Consider the following 13980-nt stretch of genomic DNA (forward strand, 5'->3'; position numbering starts at 1 on the left):
CTTAGAAGAACCCGAGCTTTTGTTCGCTGTAGCTGACGAGCATGTTTTTCGTACGTTGATAGTGACCGAGCATCATCTTATGGTTCTCACGACCGATTCCGGACATTTTGTAACCACCGAATGCAGCATGTGCCGGATAGGAGTGGTAACAGTTGATCCAGACACGTCCTGCTTGAATTTCACGACCGAAGCGGTATGCACGGTTCATGTCTCGTGTCCACACGCCTGCCCCGAGTCCGTAAAGGGTATCGTTCGCGATGGCGAGTGCTTCCGCATCATCTTTGAATGTCGTCACGGATAAGACCGGTCCAAAAATCTCTTCTTGGAAGATTCGCATCTTGTTATGACCTTTGAAGATGGTCGGTTGAATGTAATACCCGTCCGCGAGCTCTCCGTCCATCATGTTGCGCTCTCCACCGATTAGACACTCTGCGCCCTCTTCTTTCCCGATTTGGAGATAAGACAGGATTTTTTCCATCTGTTCGTTCGACGCTTGTGCACCCATCATGACATCGGCATCGAGTGGGTTGCCGAGCTTGATTGCTTTGACGCGTTCTAGCACGCGTTCCATGAACTTGTCGTAAATCGACTCTTGAATCAAGGCGCGAGATGGGCACGTACAGACTTCCCCTTGGTTCAAGGCAAACATGACAAGACCTTCGATTGCTTTGTCGAAGAAATCGTCATCCGCTTCCATGATGTCGGCAAAGAAGATGTTTGGTGACTTCCCACCGAGCTCAAGCGTGACAGGGATGATGTTTTGAGAAGCGTACTGCATAATGAGGCGGCCCGTCGTCGTCTCACCGGTGAAGGCGACTTTATCGACACGGTCACTCGATGCGAGTGGTTTTCCTGCTTCGAGACCGAAACCGTTCACGATATTGATGACGCCAGGTGGTAATAAATCTTCGATGAGTTCCATGAGAACCATGATTGAAGAAGGGGTTTGTTCTGCCGGCTTTAAGACGACACAGTTTCCGGCAGCGAGTGCCGGCGCGAGTTTCCAGACCGCCATCAAAATCGGGAAGTTCCACGGAATGATTTGAGCGACGACACCGAGTGGCTCATGGAAATGATAGGCGACCGTATCATGGTCGAGTTCACTGATGCCACCTTCTTGTGAGCGGATGACCCCTGCGAAGTAACGGAAGTGGTCGATGGCGAGCGGAAGGTCAGCGTTGAGCGTTTCCCGAACTGCCTTCCCATTTTCCCATGTTTCCGCATAGGCGAGCATTTCAAGGTTCTCTTCCATGCGGTCTGCAATTTTATTCAAGATGACAGAACGTTCCGTGACAGACGTTTTGCCCCAATCCTCTTTGGCTGCATGAGCGGCATCCAAAGCAAGTTCAATATCCTCTTTCGTTGAGCGGGCGACTTCACATAATACTTTCCCATTTACAGGAGATGTGTTTTCAAAGTATTCTCCACCAGCCGGTGCGGTCCACTTTCCGTTAATGTAGTTCTCATAACGGTCTTTAAACTGTACTTTCGTTCCTGCTGAGTTCGGTACTTCATAAATCATGATCGTTCCTCCCTTTTCATACGAGATAGAGGAGTTATGTATGCGCTTACATTTTTCAGTAAGCGAACGACTCCCTTTTTTCATCGTAACGGTATGATGTGATAAAAGTCAAAATTTTTCGACAATAATTTGTCAATCTTTTGTAAAAACGTTTTGAACTCAAGATTTGTGGAAATGACTAGATTGTACACATTAATTTATCCATAAGGAGTGAGTCACGATGGCTAAGACATATCAAATTGACCCGGCGCATAGTTCGATCACGTTCACGGTCAAGCACATGATGATTTCCAAGGTGAAGGGCGAATTCGAAGAATTTGATATTAAGGCGAACGGTGAGCCGAGCGATCTAGCGAATGCGAGTGTGAAAGTGACGATTCAGGCAGCATCGATTGACACCAATAACACAGATCGGGATAACCACCTTCGTTCAGGCGATTTCTTCAATGCCGAGGAACATCCGCATCTCGTCTTTCATTCAACTTCTTTCCGTTCAAAAGGGGGCGGAGAATTCGAAGTGACAGGGGATTTAACGATTCGAGGAACGACTCGGGAAGAGACGTTCGAAGTGGAGTATGAAGGGAGCGCCAAAGACCCATGGGGCAACACGAAACACGCCTTCTCCGGAGAAGGGTCGCTCAACCGTGAGGACTATGGATTAACGTGGAACCAAGCGCTTGAGGCGGGTGGTGTCCTCGTCGATAAGAAAGTCAAATTCGAGTTCGAGCTCCAATTCACTGAATCGGAGGCATAAGAAAAGTCGCTCAGGTGAGCGACTTTTTATTGTTCGTATACCAATTTTTTCTGAAGACTGTCTTCGCTAAACACCCAACCTGTAAAGGATGACAACACGTCATTCGTCTGCTCGTCGACGATGACGACGGCAACGAACGGATACATGTTTTTAGAGAAATAACGCAAGTTTGTAAAGCGGTATTCGATCATCCCGTTATGACGTGTCACGGTGTACGTGTGAATTTTAGAAAACTCGAGGAACGCCTGTAAGTCTGCATTTTTCCGAGCCTCTACGAAATGGAGATCTTCTTCTCCTGGCATCGGTTTGTCGCGGAAGCGACCACATTCGATGACTTTGCCTTTTTTTACTTTTACGGCTCCGAGACCATCACGGAAACGGACAGCGACATGCCAGTCATCCCAACCGATTCCTGGAGAGATGAACAATTCATGTGCCCCTGCAAAGTGTCTCGCCACGGTAGCGAGCGCGCGGTTACGTAATTTAAACTGAATGGCATAGTAACTGATGACAAGCGCAATGAGCAGTGCAAAAATAGGGACAGTCGCACCCGTTATCATCCATAATGCATATGCACCGTAATAAGCGGAGAACAAGTACGGATCAAATGTCCCGATTACGCCCCAGCCGATCCATTTTTTCGAAAAAGGTTGTAGCGCTTGCGTCCCATAGGCATTAAATAAGTCGACCGTGACATGAAGCAACACGGCGATTTGTGCCATGACCCATAGGGAGGCAGGATTGACACCGAGGACCGTCCCGATGACAGCGCTGACGATGATTGGCCAAGCGAGAAGCGCGGTGATTCCATGTGAACGACCACGATGCTGGCGTAAATACGTACTATTTCCTTTTAACTTAAAGACGGTGTCGAAGTCTGGTGCGTGCGAGCCAACGAGAGCCGTGGCTGTCATCGCTAAAAAAAGTTGTGCATCACCTGACACTTCCGGGCTGAGCGTCGCGATGGCACTTAAACCAAGTCCCATACCAATGTGTGTCGCAGTATCCAATGTGCGTCAGCACCTCCATCAATAATGAAAGAATTACGTCATCTATTCTTATTTATCATACAATATTTTTAAAACGAGGGGAAACACAATGCTTAATCTTGATAAATTGTTCACAAATTATAATATTCACCATTTCAACGAGGAACTCGTCACGTGGTTTAATCGCGAAAAGCGTGATTTACCTTGGCGTCATGCGAAAAATCCTTACCGTGTGTGGGTAAGTGAAGTGATGTTGCAACAGACACGAGTCGATACGGTCATCCCATATTACAACCGGTTCATGGAACGCTTTCCGACGCTCGAAGATCTCGCAGCTGCTGACACGGATGAGGTCGTAAAGTATTGGGAAGGGCTAGGGTACTATTCTCGCGTCCGGAACTTACACGAAGCGGTCAAAGAAGTCGCTTCTGTTTACGAGGGGATTGTCCCGGAGGAGAAGGAACGTTTCGAGAAACTGAAAGGGGTCGGACCATATACGACGGGAGCCGTACTATCGATTGCCTACAATCAACCGGAACCGGCTGTGGATGGAAACGTCATGCGCGTCATGTCCCGTCAATTCGGGATCTATGACGACATCGCACTGCCGAAGACACGCAAAATCTTCGAACAAGTCGTTCGTCGATTGATGGACCCGACTCACGCATCCGATTTTAACGAGGGCGTGATGGAGTTGGGTGCTACGGTCTGCACACCGAAAAATCCGATGTGCTCGCTCTGTCCCGTGCAAGACACTTGTTATGCATATGCGCATCATGTACAAGATGAGCTACCGGTCAAAACGAAGAAGGGAGCAGCACGTGTCGAAATGTATGACGCGCTATGCATCGAGAAAGACAGAAAAATCGCATATGAACAACGACCGGACAAAGGATTGCTCGCTGGGATGTGGCAATATCCGCTTATGGATCGAGGAACGGGGGAACAACTTAACGGAACGTATCTCGGGCAAGTGAAGCATGTCTTCTCTCATATCGTTTGGTATATCGATTTATATCGTGTCGATACGCTTCCGACGGATGACGTCGTCTGGCTAGACGCTTCGGAACGCGAGGTGAAGACGGTTTCTGTTGCTCAACAAAAATTAGAACGATTGGCAGGTGGCGAACGTGAGACGATTTGATGTAGAGTCGACATATGATACGACGGTCGATTCGCTTTGGGATTTGTTACAGGATGCCTCGCTTTTGACGAAACTGACGAAGTTTCCTAAAGTACGCTTAGTGGGGGACGGCGCCTCGGTCGAAGGGAATGAAGTGAAGTTGTTCGTTGGGGTCGGTCCGGTGGAACTGCCGTGGAACAGTGCCATCACCGTTGTGGGAAACCAGGCATTCTGCGATCAAGGAAAGACGTTACCGTTTCCGTTCAAGCGGTTCACACATGTGCACCGGGTCGAGTCGCGTGATGGCAAGGCGGTCATGATCGACGAAGTGACATTCGATAGCTATGTTCCGAACATACTCGTCGAGTATTTCGTGCTTCGTCCGATGTTCCAAGAACGGACGCGGGCCTTCCAAAAAACACTAAATTCATGAAAATAAGAGATTTCCTTTTTCATTGGTTCTGAAAGTCGCTATAATTAAATATGAGAATTGTATAGCATCATAGCGGAAAGGAGGAGCTTATGAGCTTATTTCCCAAAGCAGGTAGCAAAATCGAGATACAGAGCTACAAGCACAACGGAACTTTGCATCGCGTTTGGGAAGAAACGCTCGTCCTTCAGTCGTCAAAAACGGATATGATCGGATTCAATGATCGCATCATGGTCAGCGAGTCAGACGGTCGGCAATGGAGAACGCGAGAGCCGGCAATTTGCTACTTTTCATCTGAGTATTGGTTCAATGTCATCTGTATGATTCGCGAAGACGGGATTTACTACTACTGTAATCTAGGTTCGCCGACTACATTTGATGGGGATGAACGTGCCATCAAATATATCGATTACGATTTGGACATCAAGGTGTTCCCGGATATGTCGTACACGATTTTAGATGAAGATGAATATGAGCGGCATCGTCGCGAGATGAATTATCCGAAAGCGATTGATCGAATCTTGAAGCAGAACGTGCAAGAACTGATCAACTGGATTCGAGGACGGAAAGGGCCGTTCAACCCAACATTCGTCGATGAATGGTATCGCGAATACGAAGCACGTTACCGGAGATGATTCCTCATCTCCGCTTTTTTTCTTAAGTCAGGAGGCATTATGGGTAGTATTAAACGTTATTTGCAGTTTGTTCGTCCGTATAAGAAACAAATTGCCCTTACCATTTTCGTCGGGATTTTGAAGTTTTCCATCCCGCTCGGATTACCGTTACTTTATAAATATGTCATCGATAACTATTTGACGGACGACGCGCCGAGGCAGGACTACACGACGCTCGTCTGGTTGTTCAGCATCGTTTTCTTCGTCTTCTTGGTCCTCAAGCCACCGATCGAATACTTGCGTCAATATTTGGCGCAGTGGGCCGCGACGCGTGTCTTGTTCGATGTGCGGAACCGGTTATTCGACCACGTCCAGAAGTTGTCACTCCGCTATTATTCAAACAATAAGACGGGACAAATCATTTCACGGATCATCAACGACGTCGAACAGACGAAAGACTTCGTCATCACCGGTCTGATGAATATTTGGCTCGACATGGTCACCATTCTTATCGCCATCGGGATCATGTATACGATTGACCCGCAACTCACGCTGATTGCGATTTTACCACTTCCGTTTTATGCGATCGCAGTCCGCTATTTCTATGGACGGTTGCGTCGTTTGACGCGTGAACGGTCGGCGGCACTCGCTGACCTACAAGGTCATTTGACAGAGCGCGTCAACGGGATGGCGGTCATTCGGAGTTTTGCGCTAGAGCCATATGAGAACAAGGCGTTCGAACAACAGAACGGTGGCTTCTTGAACGCGGCACTCAAACATACGAGTTGGAACGCCAAGACGTATGTCGTCGTATCGACCATCACCGACATCGCGCCGATCCTCATCTTCACGACGGCATCGTGGCTCGTCATTCAAGAAGCGGTATCGCTCGGGACGCTCGTCGCGTTCATCGCGTATATCGACCGACTCTATGCGCCGCTCGGTCGTCTCGTCAACTCGGCGACGACACTCACGCAGTCGGTCGCTTCGATGGACCGTGTCTTTGAGTTTTTGGATGAAACATATGATATCGAAGAGAAACCGAACGGGTTCGTCCCGTTGTCGACAGCAGGTAAAATCGACCTTGAGCATGTGAGCTTTTCGTATGAACAGGACGGGGCACGAGCGTTGAACGATGTGAACCTTCAAATCCGCTCTGGTGAACGCGTGGCGTTTGTCGGAATGTCCGGTGGAGGGAAGTCGACACTCGTCAGTTTGATTCCGCGTTTCTATGACGTGACGGATGGAAGCATCAAAATCGACGGCGTCGATGTGCGTGATTTCAAATTACGTGCACTTCGTGATCAAATCGGAATGGTCATGCAGGATTCGGTCCTCTTCAGCGAATCGGTCGCCATGAATATTCGGATGGGGAAACCGGATGCGACGGATGAAGAAGTCATCGCGGCGGCCAAGGCGGCGAACGCCCATGAGTTTATCTCGAAATTACAGGACGGGTATGCGACACCGGTCGGGGAGAAAGGTGTCAAACTGTCTGGTGGACAGAAGCAACGGCTTGCGATTGCACGTGTCTTTTTGAAGAATCCACCAATCTTGATTTTAGACGAGGCGACGAGTGCGCTTGATTTAGAAAGTGAAGCGATGATTCAAGACTCGTTGGCCCGTCTGACGAAAGGGCGGACGACGTTAATCGTTGCCCACCGTTTGTCGACCATTACGGACGCCGATCAAATCGTCGTCGTGGATAACGGTCAAATCATGGAGACGGGTACGCATGAAGAGCTGATGCGTCGTCGCGGGGCGTATTACGACCTGTATATGATTCAAGATTTAGCCGTAGTTGAATAATGAAAAAAGTCGAGTCCCTATGGGCTCGACTTTTTTAGCGGTCTAAAAATCGTTTACGAACATCTGGTGAAGGGAGTGTGCACACTTCCTTCTTTCCAAATAGACGTGTCCGATATTTGGCGAACAACGTATATCCATGATCACGAATCGGTCTAGGTATGAAACGAATGAGTCGAAGCAGGCGCCAACGGCCATCAAGGTGTTCGGCAATTCGAATCGCAGCGTCTGATTTTAAGTAAGGAACCCCTTCCTCAATATAGACGATGCTGTCGACTGATTCCGGGATCCGGTGTCGTGTTCGGAGCGACTGACCGACCTCGCTTTGGAGCGAAGCAAAGTGAATCGAGGCGTGTCGATCATGACGAATGATGAACTGAACACTGGCATCACAGAAGTTGCAATCGCCATCAAATAAAACAATCGCAGGCAAGTACTTCGCCTCCTTCATCGTACTGTTTTACCGTTTTGTCTTCATGTTAAACGTCAAGCAGCGAGTTGGCGAGCAGGTTGCATCTTGTAGAGCGATACATAATACAAGTAAGCACCGAGGGCACCGAAGACAAACATGTAACCGCTCATCAAGACCGGACCGATGAACGCGCCGACGACAATTCCTGCCGCAGCAACCAACTTGGCTCCATGGAATGTGAGCCCGCCGAACGCAAGGTAGGAAGCCCGGCGTTCAGGATCGAGGAGGTCAACCTGTTTCACTTGCCGAATCGGAGAGTAGAGGAGTTCGCCGATTGTGAAGATGATTGCGAGTGTGGCCAGGACGATAAAGGAGTTCATCGAGGTAATGGCGGCGTATGCTGTGATATATAACGATAAGCCAATGAAAAACACGGTCTTCTCTTTGAAACGTTTGACGAAAGCGGTGACCGCAAACGTGATGGCGACGACGAGCAAGGTGTTCTCTAGTTGCATAAACGCCATCATCCGTACCCCGTCAAAAGGTATCCCGAGAATTTGACGACTTTCGAATGACTCTGCTAAATGGACACCGATGTAGTTCGCCATATGAAACTCGGTCGAATAGACGAGCATACTTCCAAATACGAATGTGATCCAACGGCGGTCACGTAACGCGATTTTGTAGTTTTCGATGACGCCATGAATCGGGTTTGACGGTGTTGAACGATTGCCGGTGTATGTGTCGACCAAATAGCGTTGAAGGACGATGGTGGTCACAGTGAGAATGACCGTCATACCAATGAAGAGGGCAAAACGATGGTCGCGATAGAAGGTACCGCCGAGCATGACGCCTCCGGCGATAGCCAAGTTGACGAGCCAGTAGTCATACACGTAGATGGCTTTTCGATTCGATTCTTCCATGGAGTCGATGACGATTGCCTCAAGTGCCGGATAGTTCAATCCGTTCGAAACGGCATGTCCGAAGTAGAGGATGGCGACGACGAGTGCCCAGTTATTCGATGGGTGAATGGCGATGGTCATCCCAAGAAAACAGATGATTTGAATCACCTGGCCAATTTGTAAGACAACCTTCCGATTGAACCGATCGGAAAAGTACCCACCGAATAGACCGGTCAAGTAACCGACGATAACGAATGAGGTCATGATGATTCCAGCGGGGACTTTCCCCAACTCTTCTGAGAAATAGAGTGCCATGAATGGGAAAATGGCTGATCCGACGATTCGAATACAAAATCCGCAAACGAGTCGTAAACGGACATTTAATGGAAAATCTTTAAATTTCATATGGTGAGCACCTCCTTGGTTCTACTGTAATGGGGGACGGTACATGATAAAAAGAGACACTTTTTTTAAAGATGTCCCCTTTTACAAAAAAAAGAGATGCTCGCGCATCTCCCTCTCTTACAATTGAGCAAACGAGCGGTGGACCGCTTCGATCGTCTCTTCGATATCTTGTTCCGTATGCTCTGTCGTCAAGAACCAGGCCTCATATTTCGATGGAGCCAAGTTCACGCCATTCTCCAGCATCAACTTGAAGAAACGTCCGAACTTCTCACCATCTGACTTTTCCGCACCTTCATAGTCGGTGACGATTTCATCCGTGAAGTAAACGGTGAGTGCCCCCTTCAAGCGGTTGAGCGTGATGGTAATGTCATGCTTTTCTGCCGCCTCGCGGATGCCAGCTTCCAGTTTTGCACCGAGTACGTCTAATTTCTCATAGACACCAGGTTGCTCGAGCACTTCAAGGCAAGCGATTCCTGTCGCCATCGAGGCAGGGTTACCGGCCATCGTGCCGGCTTGATATGCAGGTCCGAGTGGAGCGACCGTCTCCATGATTTCAGCCTTGCCCCCGTAAGCACCGATTGGTAGACCGCCACCGATAATCTTACCGAGCGCTGTCATATCCGGTTCGATGCCATACACTTGTTGGGCACTTCCGTATGTGAAACGGAACGCCGTGATGACCTCATCATAGATGACGAGTGCGCCGTGTTCATGTGTGATGTCATTGACAGCTTGGAGGAAACCTGGCTTCGGTTCGACGATTCCGAAGTTCCCGACAATCGGTTCGACGAGGACACATGCGACCTGGTCTCCCCATTCTTTCATCATCTCGCGATACGCTTCGACGTCGTTGAACGGGACGGTGATGACTTCTTTGGCAGTGGCTTTTGTCACACCTGCAGAGTCCGGAGAACCGAGTGTCGCTGGACCACTACCTGCCGCAATCAGCATGAGATCCGAATGACCGTGATAACAACCGCTGAATTTCACAACGAGTTCACGACCGGTGTAAGCACGGGCGACTCGTACTGTCGTCATGACGGCTTCCGTCCCCGAGTTCGTGAATCGTACTTTATCCATCGAAGGGATGGCTTGTTTTAGTTTCTTCGCAAACTCGACTTCGAGACGATGAGGTGTCCCGTAAAGTAAGCCTTTTAAAGAAGCATTGACGAGCGCTTCATGAATATGGGGATGGGCGTGACCGGTAATGATTGGACCGTACGCTGCCAAATAATCGATGTAGCGATTCCCGTCTACATCATAGAAATAGGCGCCTTCGCCGCGTTCCATATATACAGGAGCACCGCCACCGACCGCTTTGAATGAGCGGGACGGACTGTTGACACCTCCGACGATATGAGTGAGTGCATCTTGGTACAATGCATCAGATGACTGACGAGTTGATGAAGTAGTCATATGTATTGCCTCCTTATTCAAATTCGCACTTATTGTAACATAGCCGTCAACCGCTTAAGCTCAGTGTTTGACGAGTAGTTGAGAAATCAGTACACTATTTATAAAGATTACTATGTAAGAAATAAGTTAATGTTCAAAACTATTTCGCATGAATTTTATAGAAGAAATGAGGGATTGACGTGGGAAGCGAAATGCTTGACCATGCTGTTCAGTCGCTCCGGGAACATGGAGTCAGAATGACGCCTCAGCGCCAGGCCATTTTGGAGTACCTCGTCACGGAGCACAGTCACCCGACTGCGGATGACATTTATAAGGCACTAGCCGCACGGTTTCCGAACATGAGTGTGGCCACTGTATACAACAACTTGCGCGTCTTTAAAGAGGTAGGTCTTGTTCAAGAAATGAACTATGGGGACGCCTCGAGTCGTTTTGACTTTGTGACGTCGAAGCACTATCACATCATCTGTGACACGTGTGGAAAAGTCGTCGACTTTAACTATCCTGTATTAGATGAAATCGAATCGGTTGCATCTCAATTGACTGGATTCAAAGTTGATCGTCACCGTCTTGAAGTGTACGGAACGTGCCCGTCTTGTCAGTCTGAACAATCGCAAACACATTAAAAAACCACATCCGAGCAGTCGGATGTGGTTTTTGTGTTAGTCCGTTTGTTGTGACTGACGTTTGTTGTATTTCTCATCGAACTCTTTACCTTCAAGTGAGCGGTCGATTGTGAGCGGTTCGTCGCAATGCATACATAAGTCGACGCGTCCGAGCATCTTCGTCTCTTTTTCACAGTTCGGACAAGTCACGATGATGGCTTTTGTCGAGGCCATCCCGACGATGAAGTAAAGGGCAGAGCTCGCAAGTACCATGACAAATCCGAGAAGCATGAAAATAATCATGAGCCAGGTGATGGATTTGGCGAGAAGGCCGAGATACATGACCCCGATCCCACCGAAGATAAGAAGTAATGCTATATTACGTGCGCGGTTGATTTTGTTCCCCCGTTTTTTCATGAGTGAATCCCTCCAATAGTCTGTCTCTATCATAGCTCATCTTCAAACGAGTGAGAAGTTCCTGCACTTTTTCGGCAGGAGTTTTTTGAAAAGAGGGCGAAATTGGTTCGTATCGAAAATGACAATCGTCATATATAGTCAACTTGCGATTGGGAGAGAAGGGGTCCAGATGACGATGGAATATGCGACTCGCACCATTTACTCAGAATATGCTGCATTAAAAACGACACTCGGGATTATTGAAGTGAAGAAAAAGCGGGCACGTGATCCGTTGACGGATCAATCGGATCGCCTGCTCATTGTGATTGAAGCAAAACCAGAACCGTTTTGGACGGTGAAACACTATCAGGTCGGTCAAGAAAAAATTGTCCTGCACGTAGTCAGTGACTCGATGATGGATCGGTGGATTGTCTTGAATGAAAATCGGCGAGCCATTCATTGGATTGAAGACGGAATCGTCTTGTTCGAACGAAATGAGTACATTTTAGAGTTACGACAGCGCAACCGTAATTTAACGAATCGGGAACAACGTTTACAACTCTCAATCTCTTTCGCAAAGTTGTTGCGTCGGTTTGAAGACGGACGTTATCTATTTTTAGAAGGGGAGTTCCAAGACGCCTTCACTCAGATTCATCATGCGCTCACTCACCTGGCACGCCTCTCGATTCTTGAGGCGGGGATTCATCCGGAAATCGTATTGTGGGAACAGGTACGAGCCATTGACCTCGAAATTTATAAGCTGCACGATGAATTGGTCGGAGGACAAGAATCGCTTGAACAGCGCATCCACCTTGTCGTCATTGGCATGGAACATTTGATTCAATCGAAAGTGTTGCCGGGGACGTTGTTATTACTTCAGACGATGCAGGAGAAAGGCGGAGCGTGGACGTTCTCAGAATTGATGGAACATCCGAATTTGAATGAGCTCCGTGTCGACCTTGGAAGCATCATTGGTTTTTTAGTGAAAAAAGGGTATGTTCGAACGGTCACGAGACCGACGAAAGGGGTCGGGGTAGAGGCAGTGCTTTATGAGATTGCTTAACTTCCCTTTCATAGGAACAATGAGGAGAAAATCAGTTATATGAAACTATTGAAATTTAGCGTGGGAACCGTCTTTATTTTATTTGTCACGATTGTGATTTCTGTCTTTGTCGCCCTTTTTACGATGGGAGACCCCATCACACTTGGGCGACCGATTATTTGGACGATATGGTATATGGCCGTTCTACTAATCATATGTATGGGACTCTATGATTTTTCGTCCTTTTCAAAACAAAAGATTCGAAAAGTTCTCGGCTGGGGTGCGTTAGTCGGTGCTATCCTCTTCGCTTCTGTGAAAGGATATTATATGTATCAAGATAGTTTGAAGATTGAGGAACGCGGTGTGGAGTTGATGGATTATCAGCCGTTCACGGATTCAGAACAATTGGCGAGACTCGATCACGAGGCTTCGGTGAAGTTTGAGGAAGGTTTGCCGCGATTAGATGGAGCGACAGCGCTCTATCCGATGTACGCTTCATTCGTGGAAGCAGTCTATCCGGACTCGGAAACGTATGATCCATATAATGATCAAACGAGTAAAGTCGTGTCGACGACAACACCGGAAGCGTACAGCCGACTGATGAACGATCAGACCGACTTGATTTTCGTCGCTGGTCCATCTGACCGTCAATTGAAGGTTGCGAAACAAAAAAACGTTTCTTTACATATGACGGCGATTGGAAGGGAAGCATTTGTGTTCTTCGTCCATGAAGATAACCCGGTCGATTCTTTGACGATGGAACAAGTTCGGGGGATTTATTCAGGAGACATTCGGAATTGGGAAGAGGTCGGAGGGGACTCGGAATCCATTCGTGCTTTTCAACGACCGGAGGATAGTGGCAGTCAAACGGCGTTACAAAAGATGATGGGCGAACAAAAGCTCATGGAGGCGCCGGTAGAAGATGTTCCTGAAGGGATGGGTGGAATCATTCAACAAACTTCATCGTATCGGAACCATAAAAATGCGATTGGATTTTCATTTAGATACTATGCGACAGAAATGGTGCATGACCATGAAATCAAGTTACTTCGTATAGATGGAATCGAACCGACCGTTGAAACGATTCAGGATGGATCGTATCCACTGGCTTCTGAATTTTATGCGGTGACTACGGAAGAGAAGGCAGAGCGATATGAAGAATTTCTAAAATGGCTCGAAAGCGAGGATGGGCAGACGTTAGTTGAGAAGACGGGCTATGTCCGTCTCGATTAATACAAAGCAGAAGGTTTACTTTTCATCATGTTGATGGGAAGTAAATCTTTTTTAATTTTTATTGTTTTTTGTATTGACGAAGTGGTAAATAGAGATTATAGTTATAAACGTTGTCACGGCAAAAGATTATTTCAGAAAAACAATTTGTGAAAAAGTTGTTGACGAAAACAATCAAAACGTGATAGATTAATGAAGTCGCCAAGAGCGGCAGACGAACTTTGAAAACTGAACGATGAGGCAAAAATAAGTTTTACAATTTTTGAATGAAGCGCAAGCTTCGTCAATTTAAGAGCTATATCAAATTCTTTGGAGAGTTTGATCCTGGCTCAGGACG

The 13980-nt window shown here is 47.7% G+C and carries 14 protein-coding genes; 8 read left to right on the forward strand and 6 right to left on the reverse strand.

The features are described 5' to 3' along the window. Position 1: 1 nt before the first annotated feature. Positions 2-1522: an aldehyde dehydrogenase gene (gene adh, locus KNO79_RS13375; RefSeq protein ID WP_074037701.1), complete on the reverse strand. Its 1521-nt coding sequence runs from the start codon at positions 1520-1522 to the stop codon at positions 2-4. Between the two features lie 220 nt (positions 1523-1742). Between adh and KNO79_RS13380 the strand changes: the two genes are divergently transcribed. Then, positions 1743-2276: a YceI family protein gene (locus tag KNO79_RS13380; protein WP_159563587.1), complete on the forward strand. Its 534-nt coding sequence runs from the start codon at positions 1743-1745 to the stop codon at positions 2274-2276. A gap of 26 nt (positions 2277-2302) precedes the next feature. On the opposite strand, the gene KNO79_RS13385 is transcribed toward KNO79_RS13380, so the two are convergent. Further along, positions 2303-3286, reverse strand: coding sequence for a metal-dependent hydrolase (locus KNO79_RS13385; RefSeq protein WP_015880893.1), 984 nt, complete (start codon positions 3284-3286; stop codon positions 2303-2305). Positions 3287-3374: 88 nt separating this feature from the next. Between KNO79_RS13385 and mutY the strand changes: the two genes are divergently transcribed. The 4 genes from mutY (at position 3375) to KNO79_RS13405 (ending at position 7241) form a co-directional block, all read left to right on the forward strand. Next, positions 3375-4409, forward strand: a complete 1035-nt coding sequence (mutY, locus tag KNO79_RS13390) for an A/G-specific adenine glycosylase (protein ID WP_214691496.1) — start codon at positions 3375-3377, stop codon at positions 4407-4409. Next, positions 4396-4821: a hypothetical protein gene (locus KNO79_RS13395; protein ID WP_214691497.1), complete on the forward strand. Its 426-nt coding sequence runs from the start codon at positions 4396-4398 to the stop codon at positions 4819-4821. The genes mutY and KNO79_RS13395 overlap by 14 nt, the downstream gene beginning before the upstream one ends. An 89-nt stretch (positions 4822-4910) precedes the next feature. Further along, positions 4911-5453 (forward strand): nucleoside tri-diphosphate phosphatase, encoded by a 543-nt coding sequence (gene ntdP, locus KNO79_RS13400; protein ID WP_015880896.1) that lies wholly within the window; start codon positions 4911-4913, stop codon positions 5451-5453. Positions 5454-5492: 39 nt separating this feature from the next. Further along, the gene (locus KNO79_RS13405; RefSeq protein WP_214691498.1) at positions 5493-7241 is read left to right on the forward strand and encodes an ABC transporter ATP-binding protein; all 1749 of its coding nucleotides are present in this window, start codon (positions 5493-5495) and stop codon (positions 7239-7241) included. Positions 7242-7275: 34 nt separating this feature from the next. Here KNO79_RS13405 and KNO79_RS13410 read toward each other — a convergent pair whose 3' ends face one another. The 3 genes from KNO79_RS13410 to KNO79_RS13420 all read right to left on the reverse strand — a co-directional run bounded on the left by KNO79_RS13410 (position 7276) and on the right by KNO79_RS13420 (position 10373). Beyond that, the gene (locus KNO79_RS13410; protein ID WP_147538432.1) at positions 7276-7671 is read right to left on the reverse strand and encodes a thiol-disulfide oxidoreductase DCC family protein; all 396 of its coding nucleotides are present in this window, start codon (positions 7669-7671) and stop codon (positions 7276-7278) included. A gap of 53 nt (positions 7672-7724) precedes the next feature. Further along, a complete protein-coding gene (locus tag KNO79_RS13415) occupies positions 7725-8957 on the reverse strand; it encodes an MFS transporter (RefSeq protein WP_214691499.1) in 1233 nt (410 codons plus the stop codon). Between the two features lie 117 nt (positions 8958-9074). After that, on the reverse strand, positions 9075-10373 hold the full coding sequence (locus KNO79_RS13420; RefSeq protein ID WP_214691500.1) for a glutamate-1-semialdehyde 2,1-aminomutase: 1299 nt from the start codon (positions 10371-10373) through the stop codon (positions 9075-9077). 191 nt (positions 10374-10564) lie between these two features. On the opposite strand from KNO79_RS13420, the gene perR reads away from it, so the two are divergent. After that, on the forward strand, positions 10565-10996 hold the full coding sequence (gene perR / locus KNO79_RS13425) for a peroxide-responsive transcriptional repressor PerR (protein WP_031421138.1): 432 nt from the start codon (positions 10565-10567) through the stop codon (positions 10994-10996). A 36-nt stretch (positions 10997-11032) separates the two neighbouring features. On the opposite strand, the gene KNO79_RS13430 is transcribed toward perR, so the two are convergent. Next, positions 11033-11392 (reverse strand): YgzB family protein, encoded by a 360-nt coding sequence (locus KNO79_RS13430; protein WP_031421140.1) that lies wholly within the window; start codon positions 11390-11392, stop codon positions 11033-11035. A 169-nt stretch (positions 11393-11561) separates the two neighbouring features. On the opposite strand from KNO79_RS13430, the gene KNO79_RS13435 reads away from it, so the two are divergent. Continuing rightward, positions 11562-12434 (forward strand): nucleotidyltransferase-like protein, encoded by an 873-nt coding sequence (locus KNO79_RS13435; protein WP_078147894.1) that lies wholly within the window; start codon positions 11562-11564, stop codon positions 12432-12434. A 39-nt stretch (positions 12435-12473) separates the two neighbouring features. Then, on the forward strand, positions 12474-13646 hold the full coding sequence (locus KNO79_RS13440; RefSeq protein WP_214691501.1) for a substrate-binding domain-containing protein: 1173 nt from the start codon (positions 12474-12476) through the stop codon (positions 13644-13646). Positions 13647-13980 lie beyond the last annotated feature (334 nt).

Origin of the sequence: Exiguobacterium sp. s43 (genome assembly GCF_018617255.1) — a bacterium.
Taxonomy (GTDB): domain Bacteria; phylum Bacillota; class Bacilli; order Exiguobacteriales; family Exiguobacteriaceae; genus Exiguobacterium; species Exiguobacterium profundum.